At 64.6% G+C, this 12,436-nt stretch carries 15 protein-coding genes; 7 read left to right on the plus strand and 8 right to left on the minus strand.

The window, feature by feature from the left end; all coding sequences use genetic code 11:
* Positions 1-933 (plus strand): 2-hydroxyacid dehydrogenase, encoded by a 933-nt coding sequence (locus ACSSVY_RS08355; protein ID WP_454268993.1) that lies wholly within the window; start codon positions 1-3, stop codon positions 931-933.
* Between the two features lie 10 nt (positions 934-943).
* On the opposite strand, the gene ACSSVY_RS08360 is transcribed toward ACSSVY_RS08355, so the two are convergent.
* The 3 genes from ACSSVY_RS08360 to pncA form a co-directional block, all read right to left on the minus strand.
* Positions 944-1,729, minus strand: a complete 786-nt coding sequence (locus ACSSVY_RS08360; protein ID WP_454268995.1) for an SseB family protein — start codon at positions 1,727-1,729, stop codon at positions 944-946.
* Positions 1,722-2,309 (minus strand): uracil-DNA glycosylase family protein, encoded by a 588-nt coding sequence (locus ACSSVY_RS08365; RefSeq protein WP_454268997.1) that lies wholly within the window; start codon positions 2,307-2,309, stop codon positions 1,722-1,724. The genes ACSSVY_RS08360 and ACSSVY_RS08365 overlap by 8 nt, the downstream gene beginning before the upstream one ends.
* Before the next feature lie 61 nt (positions 2,310-2,370).
* The gene (pncA, locus tag ACSSVY_RS08370; RefSeq protein WP_454268999.1) at positions 2,371-2,967 is read right to left on the minus strand and encodes a bifunctional nicotinamidase/pyrazinamidase; all 597 of its coding nucleotides are present in this window, start codon (positions 2,965-2,967) and stop codon (positions 2,371-2,373) included.
* A 175-nt stretch (positions 2,968-3,142) separates the two neighbouring features.
* Between pncA and ACSSVY_RS08375 the strand changes: the two genes are divergently transcribed.
* Both ACSSVY_RS08375 and trhO read left to right on the plus strand, forming a co-directional pair.
* On the plus strand, positions 3,143-3,532 hold the full coding sequence (locus ACSSVY_RS08375; RefSeq protein ID WP_454269001.1) for a hypothetical protein: 390 nt from the start codon (positions 3,143-3,145) through the stop codon (positions 3,530-3,532).
* 75 nt (positions 3,533-3,607) lie between these two features.
* Positions 3,608-4,522, plus strand: a complete 915-nt coding sequence (gene trhO, locus ACSSVY_RS08380) for an oxygen-dependent tRNA uridine(34) hydroxylase TrhO (protein ID WP_454269003.1) — start codon at positions 3,608-3,610, stop codon at positions 4,520-4,522.
* 264 nt (positions 4,523-4,786) lie between these two features.
* Here the strand turns inward: trhO and plsY are convergent, their stop codons facing one another.
* The 5 genes from plsY to ACSSVY_RS08405 form a co-directional block, all read right to left on the minus strand.
* On the minus strand, positions 4,787-5,395 hold the full coding sequence (gene plsY / locus ACSSVY_RS08385; protein ID WP_454269004.1) for a glycerol-3-phosphate 1-O-acyltransferase PlsY: 609 nt from the start codon (positions 5,393-5,395) through the stop codon (positions 4,787-4,789).
* Complete coding sequence (gene pyrC / locus ACSSVY_RS08390) at positions 5,386-6,672, minus strand: dihydroorotase (RefSeq protein WP_454269006.1); 1,287 nt, start codon at positions 6,670-6,672, stop codon at positions 5,386-5,388. Before pyrC ends, plsY begins: the two co-directional genes overlap by 10 nt.
* A gap of 141 nt (positions 6,673-6,813) precedes the next feature.
* Positions 6,814-7,233, minus strand: coding sequence for a hypothetical protein (locus ACSSVY_RS08395; RefSeq protein ID WP_454269008.1), 420 nt, complete (start codon positions 7,231-7,233; stop codon positions 6,814-6,816).
* A 20-nt stretch (positions 7,234-7,253) separates the two neighbouring features.
* Positions 7,254-7,787, minus strand: a complete 534-nt coding sequence (locus tag ACSSVY_RS08400; protein WP_454269010.1) for a hypothetical protein — start codon at positions 7,785-7,787, stop codon at positions 7,254-7,256.
* The gene (locus ACSSVY_RS08405; RefSeq protein ID WP_454269012.1) at positions 7,784-8,731 is read right to left on the minus strand and encodes an aspartate carbamoyltransferase catalytic subunit; all 948 of its coding nucleotides are present in this window, start codon (positions 8,729-8,731) and stop codon (positions 7,784-7,786) included. The genes ACSSVY_RS08400 and ACSSVY_RS08405 overlap by 4 nt, the downstream gene beginning before the upstream one ends.
* A gap of 178 nt (positions 8,732-8,909) precedes the next feature.
* On the opposite strand from ACSSVY_RS08405, the gene ACSSVY_RS08410 reads away from it, so the two are divergent.
* From ACSSVY_RS08410 to ACSSVY_RS08425, 4 genes are all read left to right on the plus strand, one after another.
* On the plus strand, positions 8,910-9,713 hold the full coding sequence (locus ACSSVY_RS08410; protein ID WP_454269013.1) for a uracil-DNA glycosylase: 804 nt from the start codon (positions 8,910-8,912) through the stop codon (positions 9,711-9,713).
* The gene (locus ACSSVY_RS08415; protein WP_454269015.1) at positions 9,710-10,330 is read left to right on the plus strand and encodes a LysE family translocator; all 621 of its coding nucleotides are present in this window, start codon (positions 9,710-9,712) and stop codon (positions 10,328-10,330) included. Before ACSSVY_RS08410 ends, ACSSVY_RS08415 begins: the two co-directional genes overlap by 4 nt.
* Before the next feature lie 4 nt (positions 10,331-10,334).
* Positions 10,335-10,877, plus strand: coding sequence for a molybdenum cofactor biosynthesis protein B (gene moaB / locus ACSSVY_RS08420; RefSeq protein ID WP_297778833.1), 543 nt, complete (start codon positions 10,335-10,337; stop codon positions 10,875-10,877).
* Positions 10,878-10,983: 106 nt separating this feature from the next.
* The gene (locus ACSSVY_RS08425) at positions 10,984-12,435 is read left to right on the plus strand and encodes an efflux RND transporter periplasmic adaptor subunit (RefSeq protein ID WP_454269017.1); all 1,452 of its coding nucleotides are present in this window, start codon (positions 10,984-10,986) and stop codon (positions 12,433-12,435) included.
* The last annotated feature ends 1 nt before the right edge of the window (position 12,436 follow it).

Raw genomic sequence — 12,436 nt, forward strand, 5'->3', positions numbered from 1 at the left:
ATGACGCCCAATATCCTCTTTGCTGCTCGATCAGAGCAGTGGGACATCTATGAAAAGCCTTTGAAATCAGCCCTCTCCGAGGCAGGTGTCGCCGCGAACCTTGCGCTTGATCTGGCCCCCGAAGACGTCGATTACATGGTCTATGCCCCCAACAGCGCGGTGCAGGATTTCACCCCCTATACGCGTCTCAAGGCGGTGTTGAACCTCTGGGCCGGGGTCGAGAATATCGTTGGAAATCAAACGCTAAAGGTGCCCTTGGCGCGTATGGTCGACCATGGGCTGACGCAAGGGATGGTGGAATGGGTCACGGGGCATGTCCTACGGCATCATCTGGGGATGGATGCGCATATCCTTGGGCAGGATGGCGTCTGGCGCAAGACGATCCCACCTTTGGCCGAGGATCGCCCCGTTACGGTGCTGGGTTTGGGGGTGCTCGGACAGGCTTGCGCCAAGGCGTTGCGCGGTCTTGGGTTTCCGGTCACAGGCTGGGGGCGCAGTGCGCGCGAGGTGCCGGGGATCACTTGTCTCTCAGGCGATGACGGGCTGCGCGCGGCGCTGCAAACCGCTGAAATACTTGTGCTTTTGCTGCCGATGACGACCGAGACCGAGAACCTGATGAACGCCGAACGGCTGGCCCTGCTGCCCAAAGGGGCGATGATCGTGAACCCCGGACGCGGGCCGCTGATTGACGATGAGGCGCTTTTGGCTGCGTTGGATGCAGGGCATGTCGGACATGCCACGCTGGATGTGTTCCGCGTGGAGCCACTGCCGCCCGCGCATCCCTATTGGGCGCATCCGCGTGTGACCGTGACGCCGCATATCGCATCCGAAACGCGGCCCATCACGGCGGCGCGGGTGATCATCGAGAATGTCCGGCGCGGCGAGGCGGGAGAGCCGTTTTTGCATCTGGTGGATCGCATCAAGGGCTATTGAAACGGGATAACTATCTGAGAAGTGGCGGTTTATCCGGGTCAGAGCCGGGGGCCGCGCGCACCGATGGCCGAGGCGGTTCGGGCAGATCAAAGCGCAATCCGCATTGTGCCAGACGTGCCGCAACCGGATCGGAGGCGGCAAAAAAAGCCACGTCGAGCGCTGCCGCCTCAAGTCCCGAAAAGATCAGAACCTCAGACACAGCGCGGGCGAGGGCCGCTTGCGCCTCTGGTTGGGCATCGACAAACCCCAAGAGATGCCCCCTCGCGCCCGTGTCATAGGTCACGCCGACCAGATAGGCGAGGTCGGCCAGCCCCGCCATGCTGGCCAACCGCGCGTCGAGCGCAAGCAAGAGGTTCTCTGGCAAGCCTTTGGGGGCGCTGAATTTTTCTGGTCGCGCCTCGATCTGTGTAGGGGCACCGCCCAAGGTTTCGGCCAGCCAATCCACCGCCTCGGGCGGGAGCAGGATCGACGAAAGTGCGACGTCAAGATTGACGCCAAGGCCCACCCCCTGCCCCGCCAGCATGGTCGCGATGCTGCGCCCGCTGAGCGCCGCATAGGGCACGATGCGGCCTGCGAATTGCGCCAAGCGATCCTCTCGGTCGAATACGAGGACGAAGGAATGATCCGATAAATCAAACACTTCCGGGTCAAGCTGATCGCCAGACGCCTCGGCTTTGAGCAAGAGGTAAAGCTCGCTTGCGGCCAAGGTTTCATAGAACCGCAAGCGGGCGGTCGCTTCCTCGGGCGCGGCCTCCATCGCGGCATGGGTGGTGTCGAGCGGGGTCAGGTCAGTCATGGATAACCCTTTGAATTTGCGCACGTAATTCCGGCAGAACCTCGGCCTCGAACCACGGATGTTTCCTCAGCCAAGCGGTATTGCGCCACGAGGGATGCGGCAAGGTGAAAATCCGCGGTGCATGGTCGCGCCATGCGCGCACGGTGTCGGTGACGCCGGTCTTGACGCCGAGGTGATATTTGTGGGCATAGCCACCCACGAGCACGGTTAATTGCACATTATCAAGCGCTTGCATGACGCGAGTGTGCCATGTTTTGCCACAAATACGCGGCGGCGGCAGGTCCGATCCCTTGGCATCGTAACCGGGAAAGCAAAAGGCCATCGGCACAATCGCCACACGGGATTTATCGTAGAATTCACAATCGCTTAGCCCCAGCCAATTGCGCAAACGATTGCCGGAGGGATCATCAAATGGCTTGGCCGACTGATGCACCCGTAGCCCCGGTGCCTGCCCGGCGATGAGCAGGCGGGCGGAGGGGCTGAACCAAGCCACAGGGCGGGGGGCATGCGCGGTTTGGGTAGCGGCGAAACGATCCGCGCAGAGGCGGCAGGCGCGGATCTCCGAGGGTAGATCCGTCATGGCTTTGTGTGCATGCGAGACACTTTGTACTCGGATTCGGGACGCATCTTGCGCGCGCCCATCATAGAAGGGCGACCCCCGCCGCCGCCATCGCCGCCTCTGCCGCCGCCAGTGATCCGTCAAGGTCAATGCCCCGCGCCAGATCGCGCCGGATGGTGACGCGGTAGCCAAGGCGGGCGGCATCGAGGGCCGAGTAATTGACGCAGAAATCGGTGGCGAGGCCGACCATGGTCAGGTCGGTGATGCCGCGCGTTTGCAGATAGCCGTGCAGCCCGGTGGGGGTCGCGTGGTCATTCTCGAAGAACGCCGAATAACTGTCGATGGCGGAGTTATAGCCTTTCCGAAGGATGAGGTCCGCGCGCGTTGTGTTCAGCCCCGCGTGAAAGGCCGCCCCCTCGCTGCCCTGAACGCAGTGATCGGGCCAGAGCACTTGGGGGCCATAGGGCATCTGGATCACCTCATAGGACGATTTACCGGGATGTGACGCCGCAAAGGAGGAATGGCCAGAGGGATGCCAATCCTGAGTCAGGATCACCGCGCCAAACGTCTCCATCAAGGCGTTGATGCCCGACACGATCTGATCGCCCTCAGGCACGGCAAGGGCGCCACCGGGGCAAAAGTCATTTTGCAGGTCGATCACAATGAGGGCAGATGTCATGGCGTGGCTCCTTGCAGAGCAGAGGTAAGGTCCGTGGACGCGGGCGTCAATCATCGCGCGCGGTCTATTCTGTCTCGCGCCGACCAGCGTGATGCCCACAACGTTGCCACTGGATGCAGAACATGGCAGTCTGAAAGCGACTATTCTAGATTGCCATTTTTAGCAGGGGAAAATCATGAAACGCATCCTAGCAGTGGTATTCGGGGCATGTGTGATCGCATCGCCCGGCCTTGCCCAAGACTTGATCGCAGAATATTACACCTCTCTCGGCGCAGAGGACATGCGGAGTTCGCAAGGGCAACGCCTCGGGGATTTCTGCGCAGTTGTTCAGCAAGACAGGGCGAATTTTCACCGCTTCGGCATCCGCCATGACGGCGATCAATCGGACCCGGTCTTTGCCTCGCGCGAGATGCGCGCCCGAATTCCCGGACGCTGCCGTATCATGCCCGGCTCTGAATATCTGCCCGAGTGGGTGCTGTCGGGGCGGACCCGGTACATCTGGGTGCGGGTCTACGGGATTGGCGGCCAGCCGACAGAGTTGTTCATCTCGGAAGGCGCGGGATGAACCCACGCGATTGCGGGACAAAAGCGGCGGATTGTCCTCTTGCGAGGGGGCGCGAGGGGGCGTAAGCCGCGCGCCATGTACAAGATTGCAGCGCTTTATCATTTCACACGTTTCGATGACCCTGCCGCCGTGCAGGGGCCGCTACAAGCGCTGTGCGACGCCGAAAAGATCAGCGGCTCGCTGTTGCTCGCACGCGAGGGCATCAATGGCACGATTGCCGGGCCCGCGGCGGGGATTGCCGCAGTTTTGGCGCATATCCGCGCCCTGCCCGGCTGCGACGGTCTGGAGTGGAAGGAAAGCGCGGCGGCCACACAGCCCTTTCGCCGGATGAAGGTGCGATTGAAGAAAGAGATCGTCACCATGGGGCAGCCCGATGTCGACCCGCGCGCGCGGGTCGGGCATTATATTGAACCTGCCGCGTGGAATGACCTGATCCGCAGTCCCGATGTGGCGGTGATCGACACGCGCAACGATTACGAGGTGGCGATTGGCACCTTTGAAGGCGCAGTCGATCCGCAGACCGCGACATTCCGCGATTTCCCGGCGTGGTGGGAGGAAAACAAGCACCGCTTTCACAACAAGCGGATTGCCATGTTCTGCACCGGGGGCATTCGGTGTGAGAAATCCACAAATTACCTGTTGGGGCAAGGGGTGGAGGAGGTCTATCACCTCAAAGGTGGTATTCTGAAGTACCTTGAAGAGGTGCCTGCGGATCAGAGCACATGGCGGGGGGAGTGTTTCGTCTTTGATGGGCGGGTGTCAGTTGGTCATGGGTTGGTTGAGGGGCCGCATCGGTTGTGCCATGCCTGCCGGAGGCCGATCCTGCCCGCAGATATGGACCGGCCCGAGTATGAAGAGGGCGTCGCCTGTCATCACTGTGTCGCCGAGACCAGCGCAGAGGACAAGGCGCGGTTTCGCGAGCGGCAAAAGCAGATGGGTTTGGCCGAGGCGCGGGGCGAACGGCATATCAGGATCGTTCACGAAGGGTGAGGGGGGCGGTTTGTTGCCATAGCCCGCGCGGAACAAGGCGCGGCACGCGCCGCCGCGCGATCGCTGGGCCGTCCGTCGCACCAAAGGTGCGCCGCTTTACTCGGCACGCCTTTGGCGTGGCGGCCTAGCGATTTTGAGAGGGAGCGCATCGCTGAGGGGTCACACGCACTTTGCTGGCATAAAGTGGCAGCCATTTCCGTTGGATCGCTAGTCCCCGGCCCAGCGACCGCGCGGCTTACCGATTGGGGATAAGCACCACTCTCCCTACCCCTTTTGCCCAATCCTCGGCTCTGTCCCGGCCTTGATCCGGGCGATGTTTTCGCGGTGACGCCAGAAGACCAGCAGCGAAAGCACGAAGGCCAGCATCATTCCCGCGCTATAGCCCAGCACCACCATCCAGCCGGTCGAGAGCGCCGCCGCCATGATCGCGGCCTTGGACGAGACCCGCGTGACCAGCGCCGTCACCAGCCATGTGGCGCAGCAGGCAAGGCCCACCGGCCATGCCAGCGCCAGAAGGATGCCGAGAAAGGTCGCCACCCCCTTGCCGCCGCGAAAGCCGAGCCAGACCGGGTAGCAATGCCCCACGAACGACGCCAATGCCGCCAGTTGCGCCGCATCCTCGCCGGCCATGGCGCGGGCCAAGAGCACCGCGACCGCCCCTTTGCCGCCATCAAGGAGAAGGGTCAGCGCGGCGGCGGTCTTGTTGCCGGTGCGCAGCACATTGGTGGCCCCGATATTGCCCGATCCGATCTCGCGCAGGTTGCCAAGGCCCATGACCCGCGCCAGCACCATGCCAAAGGGGATGGAGCCCAAGAGATAACCGATCACGGCCCAGAGCAGGAGCAGGGTTGTGGTGGTCTCGATCAGGGGCATGTGTCGGCCTCAAATACGCGGGTGCCTGCGACATAGGTCGCGCAGACCTTACCCTGCAGGCGCGCGCCGTCAAAGGGGGTGTTCTTGGATTTCGATCTGAGCGCGAAACGGTCCAGCACAAAGGGTTTCATCGGATCAAACAGCACCAGATCGGCTGGCGCGCCAACGGCCAACCGCCCCGAGGCCAATCCCAGCCGCTTTGCAGGGTTAAGCGACATCGCGCGAAAGAGCGTGGGCAGATCGAGCGCCTCGGCGTGATAGAGCCGGAGCGCGACGGGCAACAGCGTTTCGAGCGCCACAGCGCCGCTTGCCGCCTCTTCAAACGGCAGGCGTTTGGATTCCTCATCCTGCGGCGTGTGCATCGAACTGATAATGTCGATCAGCCCCTCGCGCAGCGCCTCGATCACGGCCTGACGGTCATCCTCGGATCTGAGCGGCGGCTTGACCTTGAAGAAGGTGCGGTAGTCCGAGACATCCAGCTCATTCAGCGTCAGGTGATGGATCGAGGTGCCCGCCGTGATATCGAGCCCGTTCTTCTTGGCCCGCGCCAAGGCAGGCAGGGCGCGGGCGGTGGTGATCTGATCGGCGTGATAGCGCGCGCCGGTCATTTCCAGAAGCGCAATGTCACGGTCCAGCCCCATCCGCTCGGCCATGGGCGAGACAGCGGGCAAACCGCGCAACGAGGCGAATTTGCCGGAGGTCGCCGCCGCCCCGGCGCTCAGGCCGGGGTCTTGCGGGTGGCCGATGACCAGCGCGCCCAGACTGCGCGCATAGGTCAGCGCACGGCTCAGGACCTTGGTATCGCTGACCACATGGTCACAATCGGTAAACGCCACGGCACCCGCATCCATGAGAAAGCCGATTTCGGTCATCTCGCGGCCCTGCCGCCCCTTGGTCAGCGCCGCCATCACCAGCACCTTGACCGGCGAGGCCTCATTGGCGCGGCGGGCGACGAATTCAAGCACTTCGGGGCTGTCGATGGCGGGGGATGTGTCAGGGCGCGTGACCATGGTGGTGACCCCGCCCGCCGCCGCCGCAAGGCCCGCAGAGCGATAGCTTTCCTTGTGCCGCTCGCCCGGTTCGCAGACCTTGACGCCGATATCGACGATGCCGGGGGCAAGGCAATGGCCGCCACAGTCGATCACGGTCTCGGCCTGTGGTGCGTCCTCTGTGCCGCGCGCAATGATCACGCCCTTGTCGATGAGGAGCCAGCCGGGGGCGTCCGTTCCTGCCTCGGGATCAATCAGGCGGGCATTGGTGAAAAGGGTTTGGGTCATCCTGTTACTTTCCTTCGGCTCCGGCACGGCTCATCCCGCCACCCAGACCATGACCACGGTCAGCGCCGCGATCACCAGAAGGGCCGCCATGGCGATCTTGCCGGACATGCGGGGGTCTTTGGGTTCCTGCATTCTGTCCTCTTATAGTCCTACGGCGGCACGGATGCGTGCCTCGGTGCCGGCGCGGTCAGCTTGATATTTGATCAGGTGCTTGTCGCCTGCGGCGGTGATCACCTGTACGGCGCTGCCCAAGCCCCGGACCGTTTTGATCTCTGCAAGGCGCACCGCGCGGGTTTGCGGGCCAAGGAGCCGCCGGTCGGTCAAGTCCCAGCGCGCCTTGAGCTCATCGGAGGCCACATAAAATCCCCGCACTGCAATCGCCGCAAGGCCGCCCACCGCCCCGGTCCAGGCATGCGGATTGCCAATGGCCCAAAGGATACCCATGCCAAGCGCCATCGCCCCGGCGGCAAGCCAGGCATGGTCACGCCAATAGGCGCTGCGGTCGGGGTGAAAGCTCTGGATCACGCGTTCGCCGGGATCAAGCGCTGTTGTGGGTGTCATGGACTGGATGAGATCACCGATCACAGCTTGACCGCCAGACCGATGGCCACCGCCGCCCCGATGGCCAGGAGGGCCAGCGCCGCAAAGGCCATCAGCCGAAGACGCCCTGCACCGCGCGGACGGGCATTGGCGCGGGCGCTGACCACTCCCTCGGCACCGCCGCTGGGCAGCGGGGCAAAGCGCGCGGGGGGGGCCACATCCTCGGAAAACCGCCCGATCAGACGCAGCGGCGCACGCGGGCGCATCTCGAGGGCGCGGCCTTCAAAGGCGCGTGACGGCAGGATCAGCACCCGGCCCTTGAGCCCGTTCAACTGTCCGCGCATCGGGCCAAGGTCGCCTGCCGCGATGCCATGCCCGTCGGCCAGATAGTCCGCCAGCGTCATGCTCTGCAAATCCTCAAGATCGAAGAGTTCGATTTCCGAGGTTTTCAACTCTCCCGCGCCCAAGGCTTCGAGAATGGCCTCATCGGCATGGGGTTTGGCGCGGTCCTCGTCCACGGCAAAAACGCGCACCACATGGGCCTCTCCCGCCGGGATATGCAGCCGCGTGCTCATGCCGCCGCCGCCCGGCGTGCCCGCAGATTGCGCGCAAGCAGGTCCATTGCCGCCATGCGCACCGCGACGCCCATCTCGACCTGATCCTGAATGACCGAGCGGTTGATGTCATCGGCAATCTCGCCGTCGATCTCGACGCCGCGGTTCATCGGGCCGGGATGCATGACGATGGCATCGGGCTTGGCATGGGCCAGCTTTTCGGCATCGAGCCCGTAGCGGTGATAATATTCGCGCTCGGACGGGATGAAGCCGCCGTCCATGCGTTCCTTTTGCAGCCTGAGCATCATCACCACATCGGCCCCCTCAAGCCCGCGGCGCATGTCGTCATAGACCTCGACGCCAAAGGCGTCGATGCCTGCTGGCATCAGCGTGGGCGGGCCGATCAGGCGGATGCGGTTCTCCATCCGGCCCAAGAGCAGGATATTCGAGCGCGCCACGCGGCTGTGGGCGATGTCACCACAAATGGCCACGGTCAACCGGTGCAGACGCCCCTTGGCGCGGCGGATCGTGAGCGCATCCAAGAGTGCCTGGGTGGGATGTTCGTGCCGCCCGTCGCCCGCATTGAGCACCGCACAGCGCACCTTTTGCGCCAACAGATCCACCGCGCCGGAATGGGGATGGCGCACCACCAGCAAATCGGGGTGCATGGCGTTGAGGGTGAGCGCAGTATCAATCAGGGTCTCGCCCTTTTTGAGACTGGAGGCCTGCATCGCCATGTTCATCACATCCGCGCCCAGACGTTTGCCTGCCAACTCAAAGCTGGCCTGCGTGCGGGTGGAATTCTCGAAGAACATGTTGATCTGTGTGAGCCCCGCCAACACGTCGCCATGTTTCGTGGGGCTGCGGTTGAGGGTCACGTAATCCTCGGCCAGATCGAGAATCGCGGTGATATCCGCTGGGGACAGCGGCTCGATCCCCAAGAGATGCGCGTGTGGAAATGTCATGCCGCCCTCCGAGCCGGTTCATCCCGCTTTGTAAGACCGCTGGTGCCGCAGGGCAAGGCGGGGTTTGCGCCAGGGCGCTTGGCGTTCATCGTTCTGCAAATACTCAAATCCGCGCCGCATCACGGGCGCGCCATCATGGCTCTTTCACCGGAGCGCGTCCCAAGGTAGCGTCACGCGCATGGAATCAACGCTCCGCCCCCATGATGCGCTGGCCAGCCTGGTCTGGCAGATCGAGCTTGGCGCGACCGAGGCGATCTGTGATGCGCCGATCAATCGCTATGAGTTGCCGGACAAACCTGCCAAGCCCGCCGCCGCGCCCAAAGCTGAGGGGCGGCCCGCCGCACCCGCCGCTCTGACCGCACCCGCGAGCAGCGATCCGGTGGCTGTGGCGCGCGCCTCTGCCACGGCAGCCCCGGACCGCGACGCGCTGCGCGCGGCGGTGGGGGCCTATCCACATTGCGACCTCAAGCGTGGCGCACGCAATCTGGTGTTCTGTGATGGGAACCCGGCCGCGCGGGTGATGATCATCGGCGAGGCACCGGGGCGGGACGAGGATCTGCAAGGCTTGCCCTTTGTGGGTCGTGCCGGGCAGCTTCTGGACCGGATGCTGGCGGCGATCGGCCTGTCGCGCGGGGCCGACGCGCCGCATGAGGCGGTCTATATCACCAATGTCCTGCCGTGGCGCCCGCCGCAGAACCGCGACCCAAGCACCGAGGAAATCGCCATGATGCGCCCCTTCGTGGCCCGGCACGTCGATCTGATCGCGCCGGATCTCATCGTGCTGATGGGCAATATCAGCTGTGATGCGGGTCTTGGTAAACGCGGTATCACCCGGCTGCGCGGCACATGGGCCGAGGCCTATGGCAAGCCCGCGCTGCCGATGTTTCATCCGGCCTATCTCTTGCGCACGCCTACGGCCAAGCGCGAGGCATGGGCCGATCTGCTCGCGCTCAAGGCGCGGCTGCGCGAGGCGGCAAAATGATCGTTGATCCGTTGATGCTCTTGGCGTTTATCCCGGCGGGTCTCGCGCTCAACCTCACGCCGGGGGCGGATATGATGTTCTGCCTGGGTCTGGGATTGCGCGCGGGGCCGCGCCCGGCCTTGGCCGCGAGTGCCGGGATTTCTGCGGGGGGCATGGTGCATGTGACGCTGGCGGGATTGGGGTTGGCGGCGGCCATCGCCGCGCAGCCGGTGGTTCTGGACGTGATCCGCTGGCTGGGGGTTGGCTATCTCTTGTGGCTGGCTTGGGGGGCGCTGCGGATGGGCCCGATGCGCCCCGATGCGCCGGTGCTGGGTGTGGCGCGTGCCTTTCGGGAGGGGATGATGGTCAACCTGCTCAATCCCAAGGTCATTCTCTTTGTGCTGGCCTTTGTGCCGCAATTCATTGATCCGGGGCGCGCCATCCTGCCGCAGTTCCTGATCTTTGGGCTGGTGCTGGCGGTCGGCGGGTTTGTCATCAACGGCGCGGTCGGGGTTTTTGCCGGGGGGCTGGGCCGCCGTCTGACGACCTCGCCGCGTTTCGCGCGCGGGCTGGGGATTGCCTCGGCCACGATCTTTACCGCGCTGGCCGCCCGCCTCGCCCTCATGCAAAGGAGCTGACCCAATGTCGCGTATCGACGAGACCAAGGAGTTTATCCCGGTGCGGATCGCGGTGCTGACCGTCTCCGACAGCCGCGACATGTCCGATGACCGCTCGGGAGATACCTTGGTCGCGCGGATCGAGGCGGCGGGGCATATTCTGGCGGATCGCATGATCGTGCGGGATGAGCGCGATCAGGTGGCCGAGCAATTGCGCGAGTGGATCGCCAATCCAGAGGTGGATGTGGTGATTTCGACGGGCGGCACCGGCCTGACGGGGCGCGATGTGACGGTTGAGGCGCATCGCGATGTCTATGAGAAGGAGATCGACGCGTTTGGCACGGTCTTTACCATCGTGTCGATGCAGAAGATCGGCACCTCGGCGGTGCAGAGCCGCGCCACGGGGGGCGTGGCGGGGGGCACCTATCTCTTTGCGCTGCCCGGCAGTCCGGGGGCGTGCAAGGATGCCTGGGACGAAATCCTGAAATATCAGCTCGATTATCGGCACCGGCCCTGCAATTTTGTGGAAATCATGCCGCGGCTTGACGAGCATAAGCGCCGGAAGTGACCCCCGGCGGCGTTGGACCCTCGTATCCGGCTTGGCATTCGGCCCGCCGGGGTTACATTACAAGGGGTCAGTCGGCCAACCGGGCCGGCTCAAGAGGTTGCGCAGCATGCGGTTTTTGCGTCAGGGGCTGATCGGGCTCTTTCTGCTATCCCTGACCTTGGGTCTTTTGGCCTATGCCGGGCAGACCGTGGTCAGCGCGGTGCAAGAGCGCATGGCACGTGAGGTGCGGGTGCCCGAGCGCAAGGAGCGTGCCTTTGCCGTGCGGACGGTGCGCGCGGTCGAGGCCGAGATCACGCCCACCCTTACCGCCTTTGGCCAGATCGAGAGCCGCCGCACGCTGGAAATCCGCGCGCAGGCGACCGGGGTGATCACCGAGTTGGCGCCTGAGTTCATTGAAGGCGGCATGGTGCGCGCCGGGCAGTTTCTGGCGCGGATCGACCCTGCGGATGCCGAAAGCGCGCTGGAGAGTGCGCGCACCGACCTGATGGATGCCCAAGCCGAGGCGCGCGAGGCGGCGCGGGCGCTGGAGCTGGCGCGGGATGAATTGGCCGCACGGCGCGAGCAGGCCGAGATTCAGGATCGCGCCTTGGCGCGGCAACGTGATCTGGAGGCGCGGGGCGTGGGCACGCTCACGGCTGTGGAGAGCGCCGAGTTCAACGTGGTGCAGGCGCGGCAGACGGTGCTGGCCAGCCGTCAGGCGCTGGCGCTCGCGGAGGCGCGGATAGATCAGGCCGCCACCGCCACCGCCCGCGCCGACCTGGCGCTGTCCGAGGCCGAGCGGCGGCTGGCTGAAACGCGCATCACCGCAGGATTCACCGGCACGCTGAGCGAGGTGAGCGTGGTTGAAGGCCGGCTGGTGGCAGCCAATGAGCAACTGGCGCAACTGGTGGATGGCGCGGCGCTCGAGGTGGCGTTTCGCGTCTCGACCGCGCAATATGCGCGGCTGTTGGATGCGGGCGGCGGGTTGATCGACGCACCGGTCAGGGTGGCGCTTGATACCGGCGGGCTGGACCTGAGCGCTGTGGGGCGGATCACGCGGCAATCCGCGACCTTGGCCGAAGGTGAAAGCGGGCGTTTGGTCTTTGCCACACTGGACACTGCCCCCGCGATGAAGCCCGGCGATTTCGTGACAGTGACCGTCGAGGAGCCGCCCCTTGCCGCCGCTATTCGCCTGCCTGCCACGGCGCTGGGGCCGGATGGCCGGGTGCTGGTGATTGGGGCGGACGAGCGGCTGGAGGCGGTCGAGGTTTCGCTCTTGCGGCGACAGGGCAACGATATTCTGGTGCGCGGCGCAGGGTTGGCGGGGCGCGATGTGGTGGCCGAGCGCACGCCGGTTCTGGGCACGGGCATCAAGGTGCGCAAACTCGAGAGTGCCGAGGCCACGCCCGAGGCCGACACCGTGACGCTCACCCCGGATCGGCGCGCGCGCCTCATGGCCTATGTCGAGGCGAGCACCGATATGCCGGACGAGGCCAAGCGCCGGTTGCTGGCGCAATTGGAGCAGCCCGAGGTCTCGCTGAGCACGGTGGAACGGCTGGAACGCCGGATCGGAGGCTGAG

The organism is Roseovarius sp. MBR-51 (genome assembly GCF_053628575.1).

What these genes read in the sequence shown, in the direction of transcription:
- ACSSVY_RS08355 (WP_454268993.1), top strand. Translation starts at nt 1, where the DNA reads ATGACGCCCAATATCCTCTTTGCTGCTCGATCAGAGCAGTGGGACATC.
- ACSSVY_RS08360 (WP_454268995.1), bottom strand. Translation starts at nt 1,729, where the DNA reads ATGACTGACCTGACCCCGCTCGACACCACCCATGCCGCGATGGAGGCC.
- pncA (WP_454268999.1), bottom strand. Translation starts at nt 2,967, where the DNA reads ATGACATCTGCCCTCATTGTGATCGACCTGCAAAATGACTTTTGCCCC.
- trhO (WP_454269003.1), top strand. Translation starts at nt 3,608, where the DNA reads ATGTACAAGATTGCAGCGCTTTATCATTTCACACGTTTCGATGACCCT.
- ACSSVY_RS08405 (WP_454269012.1), bottom strand. Translation starts at nt 8,731, where the DNA reads ATGACATTTCCACACGCGCATCTCTTGGGGATCGAGCCGCTGTCCCCA.
- ACSSVY_RS08395 (WP_454269008.1), bottom strand. Translation starts at nt 7,233, where the DNA reads ATGACACCCACAACAGCGCTTGATCCCGGCGAACGCGTGATCCAGAGC.
- ACSSVY_RS08365 (WP_454268997.1), bottom strand. Translation starts at nt 2,309, where the DNA reads ATGACGGATCTACCCTCGGAGATCCGCGCCTGCCGCCTCTGCGCGGAT.
- ACSSVY_RS08400 (WP_454269010.1), bottom strand. Translation starts at nt 7,787, where the DNA reads ATGAGCACGCGGCTGCATATCCCGGCGGGAGAGGCCCATGTGGTGCGC.
- pyrC (WP_454269006.1), bottom strand. Translation starts at nt 6,672, where the DNA reads ATGACCCAAACCCTTTTCACCAATGCCCGCCTGATTGATCCCGAGGCA.
- moaB (WP_297778833.1), top strand. Translation starts at nt 10,335, where the DNA reads ATGTCGCGTATCGACGAGACCAAGGAGTTTATCCCGGTGCGGATCGCG.
- plsY (WP_454269004.1), bottom strand. Translation starts at nt 5,395, where the DNA reads ATGCCCCTGATCGAGACCACCACAACCCTGCTCCTGCTCTGGGCCGTG.
- ACSSVY_RS08410 (WP_454269013.1), top strand. Translation starts at nt 8,910, where the DNA reads ATGGAATCAACGCTCCGCCCCCATGATGCGCTGGCCAGCCTGGTCTGG.
- ACSSVY_RS08425 (WP_454269017.1), top strand. Translation starts at nt 10,984, where the DNA reads ATGCGGTTTTTGCGTCAGGGGCTGATCGGGCTCTTTCTGCTATCCCTG.
- ACSSVY_RS08375 (WP_454269001.1), top strand. Translation starts at nt 3,143, where the DNA reads ATGAAACGCATCCTAGCAGTGGTATTCGGGGCATGTGTGATCGCATCG.
- ACSSVY_RS08415 (WP_454269015.1), top strand. Translation starts at nt 9,710, where the DNA reads ATGATCGTTGATCCGTTGATGCTCTTGGCGTTTATCCCGGCGGGTCTC.